The organism is Niveispirillum sp. KHB5.9 (genome assembly GCF_048066115.1).
Classification (GTDB): domain Bacteria; phylum Pseudomonadota; class Alphaproteobacteria; order Azospirillales; family Azospirillaceae; genus Niveispirillum.
The window spans coordinates 98,229-112,080 of sequence record NZ_JBLTYX010000021.1; the positions used below are offsets into that span (position 1 = coordinate 98,229).

The 13,852-nt window shown below is 66.3% G+C and carries 11 protein-coding genes; all 11 read left to right on the forward strand.

All coding sequences use genetic code 11. From position 1 onward, the window contains the following. Positions 1-196: 196 nt before the first annotated feature. The 11 genes from ACM9HJ_RS25495 (at position 197) to ACM9HJ_RS25545 (ending at position 13,806) form a co-directional block, all read left to right on the forward strand. Complete coding sequence (locus ACM9HJ_RS25495; protein ID WP_416574604.1) at positions 197-2,344, forward strand: TonB-dependent siderophore receptor; 2,148 nt, start codon at positions 197-199, stop codon at positions 2,342-2,344. Between the two features lie 85 nt (positions 2,345-2,429). After that, the gene (locus ACM9HJ_RS25500) at positions 2,430-3,356 is read left to right on the forward strand and encodes a 2-hydroxyacid dehydrogenase (protein ID WP_416574605.1); all 927 of its coding nucleotides are present in this window, start codon (positions 2,430-2,432) and stop codon (positions 3,354-3,356) included. A 371-nt stretch (positions 3,357-3,727) separates the two neighbouring features. Next, a complete protein-coding gene (locus tag ACM9HJ_RS25505) occupies positions 3,728-4,396 on the forward strand; it encodes a haloacid dehalogenase type II (protein ID WP_416574606.1) in 669 nt (222 codons plus the stop codon). 86 nt (positions 4,397-4,482) lie between these two features. Then, positions 4,483-5,769: an NAD(P)/FAD-dependent oxidoreductase gene (locus ACM9HJ_RS25510; RefSeq protein ID WP_416574607.1), complete on the forward strand. Its 1,287-nt coding sequence runs from the start codon at positions 4,483-4,485 to the stop codon at positions 5,767-5,769. 8 nt (positions 5,770-5,777) lie between these two features. Continuing rightward, positions 5,778-7,298, forward strand: a complete 1,521-nt coding sequence (locus ACM9HJ_RS25515) for an ABC transporter substrate-binding protein (RefSeq protein WP_416574608.1) — start codon at positions 5,778-5,780, stop codon at positions 7,296-7,298. A gap of 3 nt (positions 7,299-7,301) precedes the next feature. Then, positions 7,302-8,282 (forward strand): ABC transporter permease, encoded by a 981-nt coding sequence (locus ACM9HJ_RS25520; RefSeq protein ID WP_416574609.1) that lies wholly within the window; start codon positions 7,302-7,304, stop codon positions 8,280-8,282. Next, on the forward strand, positions 8,279-9,106 hold the full coding sequence (locus ACM9HJ_RS25525) for an ABC transporter permease (RefSeq protein WP_416574610.1): 828 nt from the start codon (positions 8,279-8,281) through the stop codon (positions 9,104-9,106). The genes ACM9HJ_RS25520 and ACM9HJ_RS25525 overlap by 4 nt, the downstream gene beginning before the upstream one ends. Further along, a complete protein-coding gene (locus tag ACM9HJ_RS25530) occupies positions 9,103-10,995 on the forward strand; it encodes an ABC transporter ATP-binding protein (protein ID WP_416574611.1) in 1,893 nt (630 codons plus the stop codon). The genes ACM9HJ_RS25525 and ACM9HJ_RS25530 overlap by 4 nt, the downstream gene beginning before the upstream one ends. Beyond that, entirely contained in the window at positions 10,995-11,303 is a 309-nt protein-coding gene (locus ACM9HJ_RS25535) for a (2Fe-2S)-binding protein (RefSeq protein WP_416574612.1), read from the forward strand. The genes ACM9HJ_RS25530 and ACM9HJ_RS25535 overlap by 1 nt, the downstream gene beginning before the upstream one ends. Next, positions 11,285-12,661, forward strand: coding sequence for an FAD-dependent oxidoreductase (locus ACM9HJ_RS25540; protein WP_416574613.1), 1,377 nt, complete (start codon positions 11,285-11,287; stop codon positions 12,659-12,661). The genes ACM9HJ_RS25535 and ACM9HJ_RS25540 overlap by 19 nt, the downstream gene beginning before the upstream one ends. Beyond that, a complete protein-coding gene (locus tag ACM9HJ_RS25545) occupies positions 12,658-13,806 on the forward strand; it encodes an NAD(P)/FAD-dependent oxidoreductase (protein ID WP_416574614.1) in 1,149 nt (382 codons plus the stop codon). The genes ACM9HJ_RS25540 and ACM9HJ_RS25545 overlap by 4 nt, the downstream gene beginning before the upstream one ends. The last annotated feature ends 46 nt before the right edge of the window (positions 13,807-13,852 follow it).

Below are 13,852 nucleotides of genomic sequence, written 5' to 3' on the forward strand. Positions count from 1 at the left end.
GGCCGCTTCGACCAAACATATCTGCCGAAGCGGCTAAGGTTAATGGGTGAAGGGAAAAAGGCCTCGGGTCACTCAAAAAAGGCCTTGCCCACGAGGAACGTTATAACATAACAGGCGGCGTTGGAATTCAACGGCCCGGCACGGGCCAAGCCGCGAACAATGAACAGCGGAAGCAGCTTCACAAAGGGGATCAACGATGTACCGTTCCAATCGATTCCGCCTGGCGCTTGCCGCCACCGTCGCCTGTGCCGCGCTTGTGCCGGCAGCAACCGCCCAGCAGGCCGAAAGCGCCCTGGAGGAGATCATCGTGGTGGGCCAGCGTCAGGCCTATCGCGGCGACGTGGCCCTGAAGGACACGCCGCAATCCATCCAGGTGCTGGATGGCGAGCTGTTGCAGGACCTGGGCGTGGTCAAGCTGGAAGGCGCCCTGGAGCTGGCGTCCGGCATCGCCAAGCAGAATAATTTCGGCGGCCTGTGGGACAGTTTTGCCGTGCGCGGCTTCGCCGGTGACGAGAATTTCCCCAGCGGCTTCCTGGTCAACGGCTTCAATGGTGGCCGTGGCTATGGCGGCCCCCGCGATGCATCGAACGTGGAGCGGATCGAGGTGCTGAAGGGCCCCAATTCCGCCCTGTTCGGCCGCGGCGAGCCCGGCGGCACGGTCAACATCATCACCAAGAAGCCGGAATTCAAGACCAAGGGCAGCGTCGCCGCATCCGCCGGTTCCTACGACACCTACCGGGTCGAGGGTGATATCACCGGCCCGGTCACGGAAAGCATCGCCATCCGCCTGAACGCGGCCTACGAGGATGCGGGCAGCTTCCGCGATACCTTGGACAGCAAGAAGCTGGTCGCGTCGCCTTCCATCCTGGCCGTGCTGACCGAGGGCACGACCCTTTCCTATGAGATGGAATATGTCGACCAGGATGTGCCGTTCGATCGCGGTATCGTGGCCGTGAACGGCGATCTGGGTGCCCTGCCCCTCTCCCGCTTCCTGGGCGAGCCGGGGGACGGCCCGATCAATATCGACGTGCTGGGTCACCAGGTGCAGTTGCAGCATGATCTGAATGACGACTGGTCCCTGCTGCTGGGCGGCAGCTACAAGGAAACCTCGTTCGAGGGTTTCTCGACCGAGGCGGAACTGGCCAGCGGCCGACAGCCGCTCTACAGCACCAACCGCTATCTGTCGCGTCAGCGCCGCCAGCGCGATTACGATACCGAGCATTCGGTGCTGCGCGGTGAACTGTCGGGCACGTTCCAGACCGGTGGCCTGACCCATCACCTGATCGCGGGTGCGGACTGGGACAAGTTCAACATCGACCAGTTCCAGCTGCGCTACCGTCCCGGCGCCTTCGCGACGGGCGGCGCCATCACGGCGGGCCTGAATGCCATCGATGTGTTCGCGCCCGCCTATGGCAACCTGCCCACGCCGACGGCCACCGTCACCAACACCTATGAGAAGCAGGACGCCTGGGGCATCTATCTCCAGGACCAGATCGACATCACCGAACAGTTCAAGATCCGGTTTGGCGGCCGTTACGACGATTTCAGCCGCAGCCTGCTGAACCGGGCCGCCGCCCTGTCCGCCATCAATCCTGGCGAGCGAACCTACAAGGAATTCAATCCCCAGGCCGGCCTGGTCTATGCCGTGACGGACGAGGTGTCGTTCTATGCCGGCTATGGCAAGGGTTTCCGGCCCAATAGCGGCGCCAGCTTCGCCGGCGCGCTGTTCGAGCCGGAAAAGTCCAAGTCGTACGAGGTCGGTGCCAAGTATGAGAGCGAGGATGGAAGGCTGAACGGCACCGTATCGCTCTATACGATGAAGAAGACCAATGTGCTGACGGCGGACCCGGCCAATGCCGGCTTCTCCATCGCTGTCGGCTCCGCCCGGTCCAAGGGCCTGGAATTCGATCTGAACGCCAAGCTGCCGGCCGACAGCCGCCTGTTCGTCACCTATGCCTATACGGATGCCGAGGTGGCGGAGGATTTCCGTGATCCCAACTTCAACCTCGCGGTGCTGGAAGGCTCCCCGCTGATCAATGTGCCCAAGCACCAGGCCAACATCCTGCTGTTCAAGGATTTCGAGGTGGGCACGGGCACGGCCAGCATCGGCGGCGGCATCAACCATGTCTCCAAGCGGCTGGGCGAGACGGGGGTGAATTTCTACCTCCCCTCCTACACCCTGGTGAAGCTGCTGGCCTCATATGAGCCGACGGAGCAGATCAAGCTGTCGGTTGATGTGAACAACCTGTTCGACAAGCGCTATTACGCCAGCTCCTATGCCCGCCTGTGGGTGGCGCCGGGTACGCCGCGCACGGTGACGGGACGGGTGAGTTACAGTTTCTAATTCCCCCCTCCCCCATCCATGCCAGACTTCCACCCCCGCCCGTCGGTTCCCCTGGGCGGGGGTTTTTTATGAAAAGGCGGCGACCATGGCCTTTCTGTTCAAATCCGACCCCACCCGTGGCCAGATCTGGCGCGCGGCGTTTGCCCGGCAGGTGCCCGAGGTGGAGTTCCGTACCTGGCCGGAGGTCGGGGATGCGGCCGATATCCGCTATCTCGCCGCGTGGACGGTGACGCGCGAGTTGATGGAAAGCCTGCCGAACCTGGAGGTGCTGTTCTCCGTCGGGGCCGGGGTGGATCAGCTGGACCTGACGCAGGTGCCACCCCATGTGCGGGTGGTGCGCATGCTGGATCCCGGCCTGACGGAAAGCATGGTGGAGTTCGTCTGCCTGTCCGTCCTGTCGCTGCACCGCGACCTGCCGCATTACCGCCAAGCCCAGGGAGAACAACGCTGGGCGCCGCTGGTGCCGGCGGCGGCCACGCGGCGGCGGGTGGGGGTCATGGGGCTGGGCAATCTGGGCCGGGCATCGCTGGCGGCATTGCGGCCGTTAGGGTTTCAGCTGTCGGGGTGGAGCCGGTCGGGTGCGGCGGTGGAGGGGGTGCGAACCTATGCCGGGGCGGATGCGATGCCGGCGTTTCTGGGGGCCTGCGACATCCTGGTCTGCCTGCTGCCGCTGACCGGGGAGACGCGCGGCATTTTGTGCCGCAAAAGTTTCGCTCTTCTGCCGCGCGGTGCCGCCATCATCAATGTCGGGCGCGGCGGGCATCTGGTGGAGGATGACCTGATCCCCGCCCTGGAGGCGGGTCAATTGTCGGCCGCCATCATCGATGTGCTGAATGTCGAGCCGGCGCCGGCCGACCATCCGTTCTGGCGCCATCCCCGCATCTGGCTGACCCCGCATGTGGCCAGCCGTACCCGTGACGACAGTTCGGCGGATGTGCTGATCGCCAATATCGTGCGGCATAAGGCGGGGCTGGCGATGGCGGGCGAGGTGGATCGGGATCGCGGATATTAAGGAATTTGAGGCCTCTGTAGAGCTCTTGGGCACCATCGTCGCCATTCTCTCCACCGTCACCCCGGCGGAAGCCTGGGCCCAAGTCGTAGAGCACAGCGCTTGTCACCTGGGCCCCGGCTTCCGCCGGGGTGACGGTGGAGAGAGCGGAAACCCTCACAGCCTAAACTTTCGCGGGGGAAACAGACATGATCACCCCCGAAAACCCCCGGCACAACATGCCGTAGCCCCGACGTGAAAATCCGCATTCCCTGCCGTCTCCCTTCCGCTTTCGGAGGGAAGTTCCGATCACCCCATGTCCTAATATCACTCGTGCAGGGGGCGTGACCGCCCCTCCCGATCTTCTCCACCGCTTCAACGGAAAGACGACAGCCATGGCCAGCTTCCGGCCCAAATACATCTCCTTCGACTGCTACGGCACCCTGACCCGCTTCCGCATGTCGGAAATGGCGCGGGAGATGTTCGCCGACCGTATCGCGCCTAGCGACATGGACCGTTTCTGCAAGGATTTCTCAGCCTACCGCCTGGACGAGGTGCTGGGCGCCTGGAAGCCCTATGCGGAGGTGATCCATAATTCCCTGCAGCGCACGGCGAAGAAATGGAAGGTGGAGTTCCGCCCGGAGGAGGCACGGCGCATCTATGAGGCGGTGCCGACCTGGGGCCCGCATGCCGATGTGGCCGAAGGCCTGTCGAAGGTGGCCAAGGAGATCCCGCTGGTCATCCTGTCCAACGCCATGAACGACCAGATCCACCATAATGTGGCCCTGCTGGGCGCTCCGTTCCACCGGGTCTATACGGCCCAGCAGGCCCAGGCCTACAAGCCGCGCTTCCAGGCGTTCGAGTACATGTTCGACCAGCTGGGTTGCGGCCCGGAGGAGATGATGCATGTCTCCTCCAGCTTCCGGTACGACCAGAACAGCGCCACCGACCTGGGCTTCGGCGCCCGCGTCTTCGTGGCCCGCGGGCATGAGCCGACCAACCCGAATTATCGCGACTATGAAATCCCGCATATCGGCATCCTGCCAGCGCTGCTGGGTCTCTAAATACTAAATTTTCCGTCATCCCGGCTTTCGCCGGGATGACGAGAAATGTGGTTTTCCCCCTTCCCCCAACCCCGGTGACATCCCAAATGACCCTGCCGCAGACCACCTCCTACTGGCTGGACAGTACCCCGCCCTTCACGGATGCGGCGGCCGGTCCCGTGGAGGGGCGGGTGGATGTCGCCATCATCGGCGGCGGTTTCACCGGCCTGTCGGCGGCCCTGGCGCTGACCCGTCGCGGGGCGAGCGTGGCCGTGCTGGAAGCCGGCCGCGTGGTGGGGGAGGCGTCGGGGCGTAATGGCGGCCAGTGCAACAGCGGCACGGCGCATGATTTCGCCGCACTGGTCGGGCGTTTCGGGTTTGACACGGCGCGCGCCTATTACCAGGCGCATGTCGATGCCGTGGATGATGTGGAGCGGCTGGCGCGGGAGGAAGGGATCGACTGTTCCTTCCGCCGCTCCGGCCGGCTGAAACTGGCGGCCAAGCCTGAACATTATGACAAGCTGGCGCGGGCGGCGGAAAGCCTGTCCAGGGTCGATGCCAATATCCACCTGCTGTCGCGTGCCGACCTCTCGGCCGAGATCAAGGCCGATGCCTTTCATGGCGGGCTGTTGCAGACCAGTTCCGCCCAGCTGCATGTCGGGCGTTTCGGGGTTGGTCTGGCCGAGGCGGCGGCGCGCAAGGGTGCCGTCATCCATGAGAATGCCGCCGTCACCGGGCTGGCGCGGGTGGCCGGCGGCGGGTGGGAACTGACCACGCCAAGGGGTTCTATCCGGGCCGCCCAGGTGCTGGTCGCCACGGGTGGCGCCAGCCCGGTCGGTCCGTTCGGCTGGTTCCGGCGGCGCATCGTGTCGGTCGGGTCCTTCGTGATCACGACGGAGCCGCTGGCGCAAAGCGTCACGGCGGAGCTGTTCCCCGGCCGGCGCAACTATGTGACCAGCAAGAATATCGGCAACTATTTCCGTCTGACCCCGGATAATCGGCTGGTGTTCGGCGGGCGGGCGCGGTTTGCCGTGTCGGACCCGCTGTCGGATGCCAAGAGCGGGCGCATCCTGGACAGCACGATGCGCAGCCTGTTCCCGGCATTGCGCGACGTGAAGGTGGATTATTGCTGGGGCGGCATGGTCGACCTGACCGCCGACCGGCTGCCGCGCGCCGGGGAGCATGACGGCATCTTCTACGCCATGGGCTATAGCGGCCATGGCACGCAGATGGCCGTGCATATGGGCCAGCGCATGGCGCGGGTGATGAATGGCGATATCACCGCCAATCCCTGGGCAGACCTGTACTGGCCGCCTGTGCCGGGCCATCTGGGCAAGCCCTGGTTCCTGCCGCTGGTCGGCCTGTATTACCGTATCCAGGACATCCTGCATTGAGGGGCCCGATGCGCCTTTCCCGACGCCAGATGCTGGTGGGTGCGGGCCTTGCCGCCGGGCTGGGTCCCTGGCTGCCGGCCATGGCCCAGCCGCGCACCGGCGGCCATGTGCGGGCCGCCACCATGTCCAGTTCCACCGGCGACACGCTGGACCCGGCCAAGGGGGCCTTGTCCACCGACTATGTTCGTCACGCCATGTTCTACAATGCGCTGACCGACTATGACGCGCAGCTGCGTGCCCAGCCCTGTCTGGCGGAAAGCCTGGACAGTGCCGACCAGATCACCTGGCATGCCACCCTGCGGTCGGGCGTGCGCTTCCATGATGGCAGCACCCTGACCGCCGATGACGTGGTCTATTCCCTGCTGCGCCACCGCGACCCGGCGACGGGATCGAAGGTCCGGCCCATCGCGTCGCAGATCGCATCGGTGCGGGCGGTGTCGCCGCGCGATGTGGAGATCGTGCTGACCGGCCCGAATGTCGACCTGCCCTCCATCCTGGCGCAGTCGCATTTCATGATCATCAAGGCCGGGACCACGGATTTCACCAGTGCCAACGGCACCGGCCCCTTCCGCTGCCGCCTGTTCCAGCCGGGCGTGCGCACCATGGGCGTGCGCAACGAGGATTATTTCAGGCCCGGCAAGCCGTATCTGGACTCACTTGAACTGATCGGCATTCCGGATGAGGTGGCGCGGGTCAATGCGCTGCTGTCCGGTGACGTCCACCTGATCAATGCCGTGAACCCGCGTTCGGCGCGGCGTGTACGCGACAGCGGCACCCATGCCCTGCTGGAAACCCCGTCGGGGCTTTATACCAACCTGATCATGCGCCAGGACGGCGTGCCCACGGGCAATCCGGACTTCGTGCTGGGCATGAAGCACCTGTTCGACCGGCAGCTGATCAAGCGCGCCCTGTTCCGCGATTTCGCCGTGCTGGGCAATGACCACCCGATCCCGCCCATCCATCCCTATTACCGCGCCGACCTGCTGCAACGGGAGTTGGACCTGGACAAGGCGCGTTACCATTTCGCCCGCGCCAACCTGCCCTCCACGCCCCTGCCGATCTATGCCAGCCCGGCGGCGGAAGGGTCGGTGGATATGGCGTCGGTGCTGCAGGAATATGGCGCGCGGGTGGGGGTGAGGTTCGCGGTCAACCGCATGCCGGCCGACGGCTACTGGTCCACGCACTGGATGAAGCACCCGCTCTGCTTCGGCAATACCAACCCGCGCCCCACCGCCGATCTGGTGTTCAGCCTGTTCTACAAGTCCGATGCCGCGTGGAACGAAAGCGGCTGGAAGAATGAACGGTTCGACCGGCTGCTGCTGGAAGCCCGCGCGCAAGGTGACGAGGGCCTGCGCAAGGAAATCTATGGCGAGATGCAGGAGATCGCGCGCGACCATTGCGGCACCGTCGTGCCGGTTTTCATCAACCAGATCGACGGTTACGACCAGCGCCTGAAGGGCCTGGTGCCTGTGCCGATCGGCGGCATGATGGGATATCGTTTCCCCGAACATGTCTGGTGGGAGGGCTGAACCATGGCCGGACCCGCGACAAGGAGCCTGCTGGCCACCGCCCTGCCCCTGGTCGGCAAACGCCTGGCATCGGGCCTGCTGACCCTGTTCCTGGTCTCCATCGTCGTCTTCTCCATCGCCCAGATGCTGCCCGGTGATGCGGCCCAGGAGATGCTGGGCCAGAGTGCGACGGCAGAGGCCGTGACGGCGCTGCGCGAGAAATTCGGGCTGGACCGGCCGGCACCGGAACGTTACCTGCGCTGGCTGGGCGGGATGCTGACCGGTGATCCCGGCTTTTCCATGGTGGCCAACCTGCCGGTGGGCGATGTCATCGCCTCGCGCCTGCCCAATTCGCTGCTGCTGGCGGCGTTGACCGCCCTGGTCTGCGTGCCCGTGGCGCTGACCATCGGCATCCTGTCGGCCATGCATCGCGACAGCCGCCTGGACCGCGGGCTGAACATCGCCACGCTGTCCATGGTGGCGGTACCGGAATTCCTCATCGCCACGCTGGCCGTGCTGTTGTTCGCGGTGCAGCTGCGCTGGCTGCCGTCGATCGCGCTGATCCCCGCCAATGCCGGGTTCGTCGATGTGCTGCGCGCGCTCGCCATGCCCATCCTGTCGCTGTCGGTGATCGTCATCGCCCAGATGGCGCGGATGACGCGGGCCGCCATCATCCAGCAGCTGAACCAGGCTTACGTGGAAATGGCGCTGCTGAAGGGGATCAAGCCGGCGCGGGTGGTGCTGACCCATGTGCTGCCCAATGCCATCGGCCCCATCGTCAATGCCATGGCCCTGTCGCTGTCCTATCTCTTGGGCGGGGCGATCATCGTGGAGACGATCTTCAATTATCCGGGTCTGGCCAGCCTGATGGTCAATGCCGTCACCAGCCGCGACATGCCGCTTTTGCAGGCCTGCGCCATGATCTTCTGTGCGGCATATCTGCTGCTGGTGCTGGTGGCCGACACGGTCGCCATCCTGGCCAACCCGAGGCTGCGTAACCGATGAGACATTTCATCCAAAATTTGTCGGGTAGCGGCCGGGTCGGCCTGTCGCTGGTGCTGTTCTGGCTGTTCCTGGCTTTGTTCGGGCCGCTGCTGGCGCCGTATGATCCCGGCGCCTTCGTGGCCCAGGACGTGTTCGCCGGCTTCACCGGTCCTCACCTGCTGGGCAGCGATTATCTGGGCCGGGATGTGCTGAGCCGCCTGTTGACCGGGGCGCGATATTCCGTCGGGCTGGCGCTGGCCGCAGCATTGGTGGCCAGCAGTACGGGCACCGCCCTGGCGCTGCTGACCGCCGTCGGCCCGCGCTGGCTGGATGAGGGTGTCAGCCGCTTCATGGATACGCTGATTTCCATCCCGTCCAAGATATTCTCCCTGGTGCTGGTGGCGGTGGTCGGCTCTTCCCTGCCGCTCTTGCTGCTGGTGGCGTCCGTCACCTATGTCCCCGGCGCCTTCCGCATCGCCCGCTCGATCGCCGTCAATCTGGCGCAGATGGATTATGTGCTGGTGGCGCGCTGCCGGGGCGAGGGATCGGCCCATATCGCGCTGCGGGAGATATTGCCCAACATGATCCATCCGATGCTGGCCGATTTCGGCCTGCGCTTCGTGTTCATCGTGCTGCTGCTGTCGGGCCTGTCCTTCCTGGGCCTCGGCGTACAGCCGCCGGATGCCGATCTGGGGTCGCTGGTGCGCGAGAATATTTCCGGCCTGGGTGAGGCGGCACCGGCGATCCTGATGCCGGCGCTCGCCATCGCCACCCTGACGGTGGGCGTCAACCTGCTGATCGACGCTTTGCCCGGCCGCGGTCGGCGCAGGACGGGGAAGGCATGAGCATGGATATGCATTTCGAGGTCCGGGGCCTGCGGGTGACGGCCGGGGACACGGTGATCGTCGATGATGTCGGGTTCGCCATTCCGCGTGGCGGGGTGCTGGCCCTGATCGGGGAAAGCGGGTCGGGCAAGACCACCATCGCCATGGCCCTGATGGGCTATGCCCGCCTGGGCTGCCACATCTCCGGCGGGTCGGTGCGGGTGGGCGGGACGCAGGTGCTGGGATTGGATGAGGATGGGCTGGCGCGCTTGCGCGGCGACCGGGTGTCCTATATCGCGCAGTCGGCCGCCGCATCGTTCAACCCGTCGCGGCGCATCATGGACCAGGTGGTGGAACCCGCCCTGATCCATGGCAAGCTGGACCGGCGGGCAGCCGAAACCAAAGCCATCGGACTGTTCCGGTCGCTGGCATTGCCGCAGCCGGAAACCATCGGCGAGCGGTATCCGCACCAGCTTTCGGGCGGGCAGTTGCAGCGGCTGATGGCGGCGATGGCGCTGATCACCGATCCGGAACTGGTGATCCTGGACGAGCCGACCACGGCGCTGGACGTCACCACCCAGATCGAGGTGCTGCGCGCCTTCAAACAGGCCGTGCGCGACCAGGGGGCCACCGCGGTCTATGTCTCCCACGACCTGGCCGTCGTCGCCCAGATGGCCGATGCCATCCTGGTGCTGAACAAGGGGCGGGTGCGGGAGAACGGGGCGGCGGCGCAGGTGCTGCGGGCGCCGGCGGATGAGTATACGCGGACGCTGATGGCGGCGGCGCATCCGTCGCCCCGTCATCCCGGCGAAAGCCGGGACCCAGGGGCCACAAGAACTGTCCCGGACGCCGCACCCAACGACGCTGCCGACAGGTCGGGCACGCCGCCCCTGGGTCCCGGCTTTCGCCGGGATGACGGAAAGGGGGAAGTCCTTCTGGAGATCAAATCGCTGACCGCCGGCTATGGCCCCATCAGCCGCGATGGCCTGCCCGCCACCCCCATCCTGCGCGATGTCAGCCTGACCATCGCGCGCGGCGGCACGCTGGGGGTGATCGGGGAGAGCGGGTCGGGCAAGTCGACGCTGGCCCGTGTCATCGCCGGATTGCTGCCACCGGCACAGGGGACCGTGAGGTTCGATGGCAGCCCCCTGCCCCCCGGCCTGGATGCACGCAGCCGCGACCAGTTCCGCCGCATCCAGCTGGTGTTCCAGAACGCCGATACGGCGCTGAACCCCGCGCACAGCGTGGGCGAGATCATCGGGCGGCCGCTTGCCTTCTATCATGAGCTGAAGGGGGAGGCAGCAAAGCGGCGGGTGGCGGAACTGCTGGACCTGATCCGGTTGCCGGCGGGGCTGGCCGACCGGCCCTGCGGCGGGCTGTCGGGCGGGCAGAAGCAGCGCATCAACCTGGCCCGCGCGCTGGCCGCCAAGCCCGACCTGATCATGTGCGATGAGGTCACCTCGGCGCTGGATACGGTGGTTGGCGCTGCCATCCTGGATCTGCTGGCGGAGTTGAAGCGGGAGCTGGGGCTGGCCTACCTGTTCATCAGCCATGACATCGCCACCGTGCGCGCCATCGCCGACGACATATTGGTGCTCTATGCCGGCACGCCGGTGGAGATCGGGGCGCGCCAGGGCTATGAGGCCGCCGCCCGCCATCCCTACACCGACCTGCTGATCGGGTCGGTGCCGGAATTGCGCCAGGGCTGGCTGGAGGAACAGGGGGCCAGGCCCGCCCCGCCCGCCATCGGGGCGGCGAAGAAGGGAGCCGAGCTTTGCCGCTTCCTGCCGCGCTGCACATCGCGGGTGGCCGGACAGTGCGATGAATTCACCCCGCCCCGGCGCAACATGCCGGGCGGCAACACCATCCTGTGCCATCGCCCAGAGGGCGCATTGGAAGGATCACTGTGATGCAAGCGCGTTTCGTAAGGCTGGCCGAAAAGGGCCGGCCCGCCATCACCATTACCGTCGATGGGCGCCCCGTGCAGGCGCTGGAGGGCGATACGCTGATGGTGGCCATGCTGGCCAACGGTCCCAGCCTGCGCCGGTCGGAATTCACCGATGGCAACCGGGCCGGCTTCTGTCTGATGGGGGCCTGCCAGGATTGTTGGGTGTGGACGGCCGATGGCCACCGTCTGCGCGCCTGTTCGACCATCGCCCTGGACGGCATGTCCCTTTCCACCCGGCAGCCGGAGGCATCATGGCCGAACCGCGTGTAATTGTCGTCGGCGCCGGCCCCGCCGGCATCCGTGCGGCCGAGACGCTGGTCGCCGCCGGCATCCGGCCGGTGGTGATCGATGAGGGGCGCCGCGATGGCGGGCAGATCTATCGCCGCCAGCCGGAGACTTTCATCCGGTCCTATGGCGACCTGTACGGGACGGAGGCTAACCGCGCCAAATCCGTGCATGACGGGTTCGATGCCCTGCGGGGGCGGATCGATTACCGGCCGGAGACCCTGGTCTGGAACATCGCCGACGGGCAGGTCTGGACGGCCAATGGCACGAACCAGGATGCCATCGAATATGACGCGCTGATCGCGTGCACCGGGGCCACCGACCGGCTGATGCCCATGGCGGGCTGGGACCTGCCGGGCACCTACAGCCTGGGCGGGGCGCAGGTGGCGTTGAAGGCGCAGGCCTGTTCGATCGGGGCGAATGTCGTGTTCCTGGGCACGGGGCCGCTGCTCTATCTGGTGGCGTCGCAATATATCAAGGCGGGGGCGAAGGTTGCCGCCGTGCTGGATACGTCGGGCTTTGCGGCGCGGCTGACCGCCCTTCCCGACCTGCTTTCCATGCCGTCGGTGCTGTGGAACGGTATCGCGCTGACCCGCGCCATAAAGGCGGCCGGGGTGCCGCTGCTGACCGGTGTCACGCCCGTCACCATCCAGGGCGATGCGCAGGCGGGGATCACCGGGGTTACCGTGCGCCTGCCCGATGGAACGGAACGCGGTTTCGCGGCGGATGCGGTGGCCATGGGATACCATTTGCGCCCGGAAACCCAGCTGGCCGATCTGGCCCGCTGCCAATTCGCCTTCGATGAACTGACGCGGCAGTATCTGCCGGTGCGCGATGGCGACGGGCGGGCGGATGCGCCCACCCCGCTTTATCTGGCCGGTGACGGTGCGCGGGTGCTGGGCGCGCGGTCGGCGGAAGCATCGGGGAAGCTGGCGGCGCTGGCGGCGCTTTCCGATCTGGGGCTGCCGGTGGACAAAGGCCAGGTGATCATGCTGCGCCGCGAGGTGGCGCGCTATGGCCGCTTCGCGCGCGGGCTGGCGCGGGCGTTTCCCTGGCCGCATCAGCAGGCGGCAGCACTGGCCGACGACACGATCCTCTGCCGCTGCGAATGCGTCACGGTGGGCGACCTGCGCCGGACCATGCAGGTGACCGGGGCGGCGGAGGCCAACCGGGCCAAGGCATTCAGCCGCATCGGCATGGGCCGCTGCCAGGGCCGCTATTGCGGGCATGCGGCGGCGGAGGTGATCGCGGCGGAGGGGGATTTCCCCGTTTGCGAGGCCGGCCGCCTGCGTGGACAGGCGCCGGTGAAGCCGCTGCCCATCGCCATCGGGGAGGCGGAATGATGACCAATCCCGTGACCACCAGCGACGTGCTGATCATCGGCGGCGGCCTGATGGGTTCATCCGCCGCCTTCTTCCTGCGCCACACATATGGGCTGTCCGTCACCCTGATCGAAAGCGATCTGGTGGGGCGGCAGGCCAGCGGCACCAATTTCGGCAATGTCCGCCGCCAGGGACGGCCCATCCATCAGCTGCATCTGGCCAACCGGTCGCTGGAAATCTGGCGCCAGGCGAACCAGTTGCTGGGCGCGGATGTCGAATATCTCCAGTCCGGCCATATCCGCGTCTGCTATCGCGAGCGGCCGGAGAATGTCGGCAAGATGGAGGAATATGCCGATCAGGCCCGGCAGAACGGGCTGGATCTGGAAATCCTGTCCGGCAATGCGCTGCGCGACCGGTTTCCGTTCTTCGGGGCCGATGTGCTGGCGGGCTCATATTCCGCCATGGACGGGCATGCCAACCCGCGTCTGGCGGCACCGGCCTTCGCCCGGGCGGCGGTGCGGCTGGGGGCGCAGGTGTTCGAGAACACCCGTATCAGCCATATCGTGAAGGAAGACACCGATTTCATCGCCACCGCCAAGGATGGCCGCACCTTCCGGGCGCCGGTGCTGCTGATCACCGCCGGGGCCTGGGCGGGGGAATTGTCGGCGCAGTTCGGGGAGCCGGTGAAGCTGACGGCGCGCAGCCCGACCATGTCGGTCACCGAGCCCGTGCCCTATGCCATCGCCCCGGCCGTGGGGGTGATGACGCCGCTGGAGGTCGAAACCGTCTATTTCCGGCAGGTGGCGCGCGGCAATATCGTCCTGGGCGGGTCCACGCGCGGGCCGGCGGTGGCGGAGACCTATCGGTCCTTCGTGAAGCCGCAGAATATCCTGACGCAGATGCAGCAGTTGCGAAGGCTGGCCCCGGCCCTGGCCAGGCTGAACATCATCCGCGTCTGGACGGGGATCGAGGGCTATATGGATGACAGTCTGCCGGTGATGGGGCCCAGTGTCACCACCAGCGGACTGTTCTACGCCTTCGGCTTCTCGGGCTCGGGCTTCCAGATCGGGCCGGGCGTGGGCCAGACCATGGCGGAACTGATCGCCACGGGGGCGACGGGCATCGACCTGTCGCCATACAGGGTGGAGCGGGTGCGGTCCCTGTAGGTCAGGTCGAGCGAAGGCGAGCCCTGACGGAAAAGGCTTCAAGCAA

Coding starts and splice junctions, on each gene's coding strand:
- ACM9HJ_RS25495 (WP_416574604.1), top strand. CDS start 197: ATGTACCGTTCCAATCGATTCCGCCTGGCGCTTGCCGCCACCGTCGCC.
- ACM9HJ_RS25500 (WP_416574605.1), top strand. CDS start 2,430: ATGGCCTTTCTGTTCAAATCCGACCCCACCCGTGGCCAGATCTGGCGC.
- ACM9HJ_RS25505 (WP_416574606.1), top strand. CDS start 3,728: ATGGCCAGCTTCCGGCCCAAATACATCTCCTTCGACTGCTACGGCACC.
- ACM9HJ_RS25510 (WP_416574607.1), top strand. CDS start 4,483: ATGACCCTGCCGCAGACCACCTCCTACTGGCTGGACAGTACCCCGCCC.
- ACM9HJ_RS25515 (WP_416574608.1), top strand. CDS start 5,778: ATGCGCCTTTCCCGACGCCAGATGCTGGTGGGTGCGGGCCTTGCCGCC.
- ACM9HJ_RS25520 (WP_416574609.1), top strand. CDS start 7,302: ATGGCCGGACCCGCGACAAGGAGCCTGCTGGCCACCGCCCTGCCCCTG.
- ACM9HJ_RS25525 (WP_416574610.1), top strand. CDS start 8,279: ATGAGACATTTCATCCAAAATTTGTCGGGTAGCGGCCGGGTCGGCCTG.
- ACM9HJ_RS25530 (WP_416574611.1), top strand. CDS start 9,103: ATGAGCATGGATATGCATTTCGAGGTCCGGGGCCTGCGGGTGACGGCC.
- ACM9HJ_RS25535 (WP_416574612.1), top strand. CDS start 10,995: ATGCAAGCGCGTTTCGTAAGGCTGGCCGAAAAGGGCCGGCCCGCCATC.
- ACM9HJ_RS25540 (WP_416574613.1), top strand. CDS start 11,285: ATGGCCGAACCGCGTGTAATTGTCGTCGGCGCCGGCCCCGCCGGCATC.
- ACM9HJ_RS25545 (WP_416574614.1), top strand. CDS start 12,658: ATGATGACCAATCCCGTGACCACCAGCGACGTGCTGATCATCGGCGGC.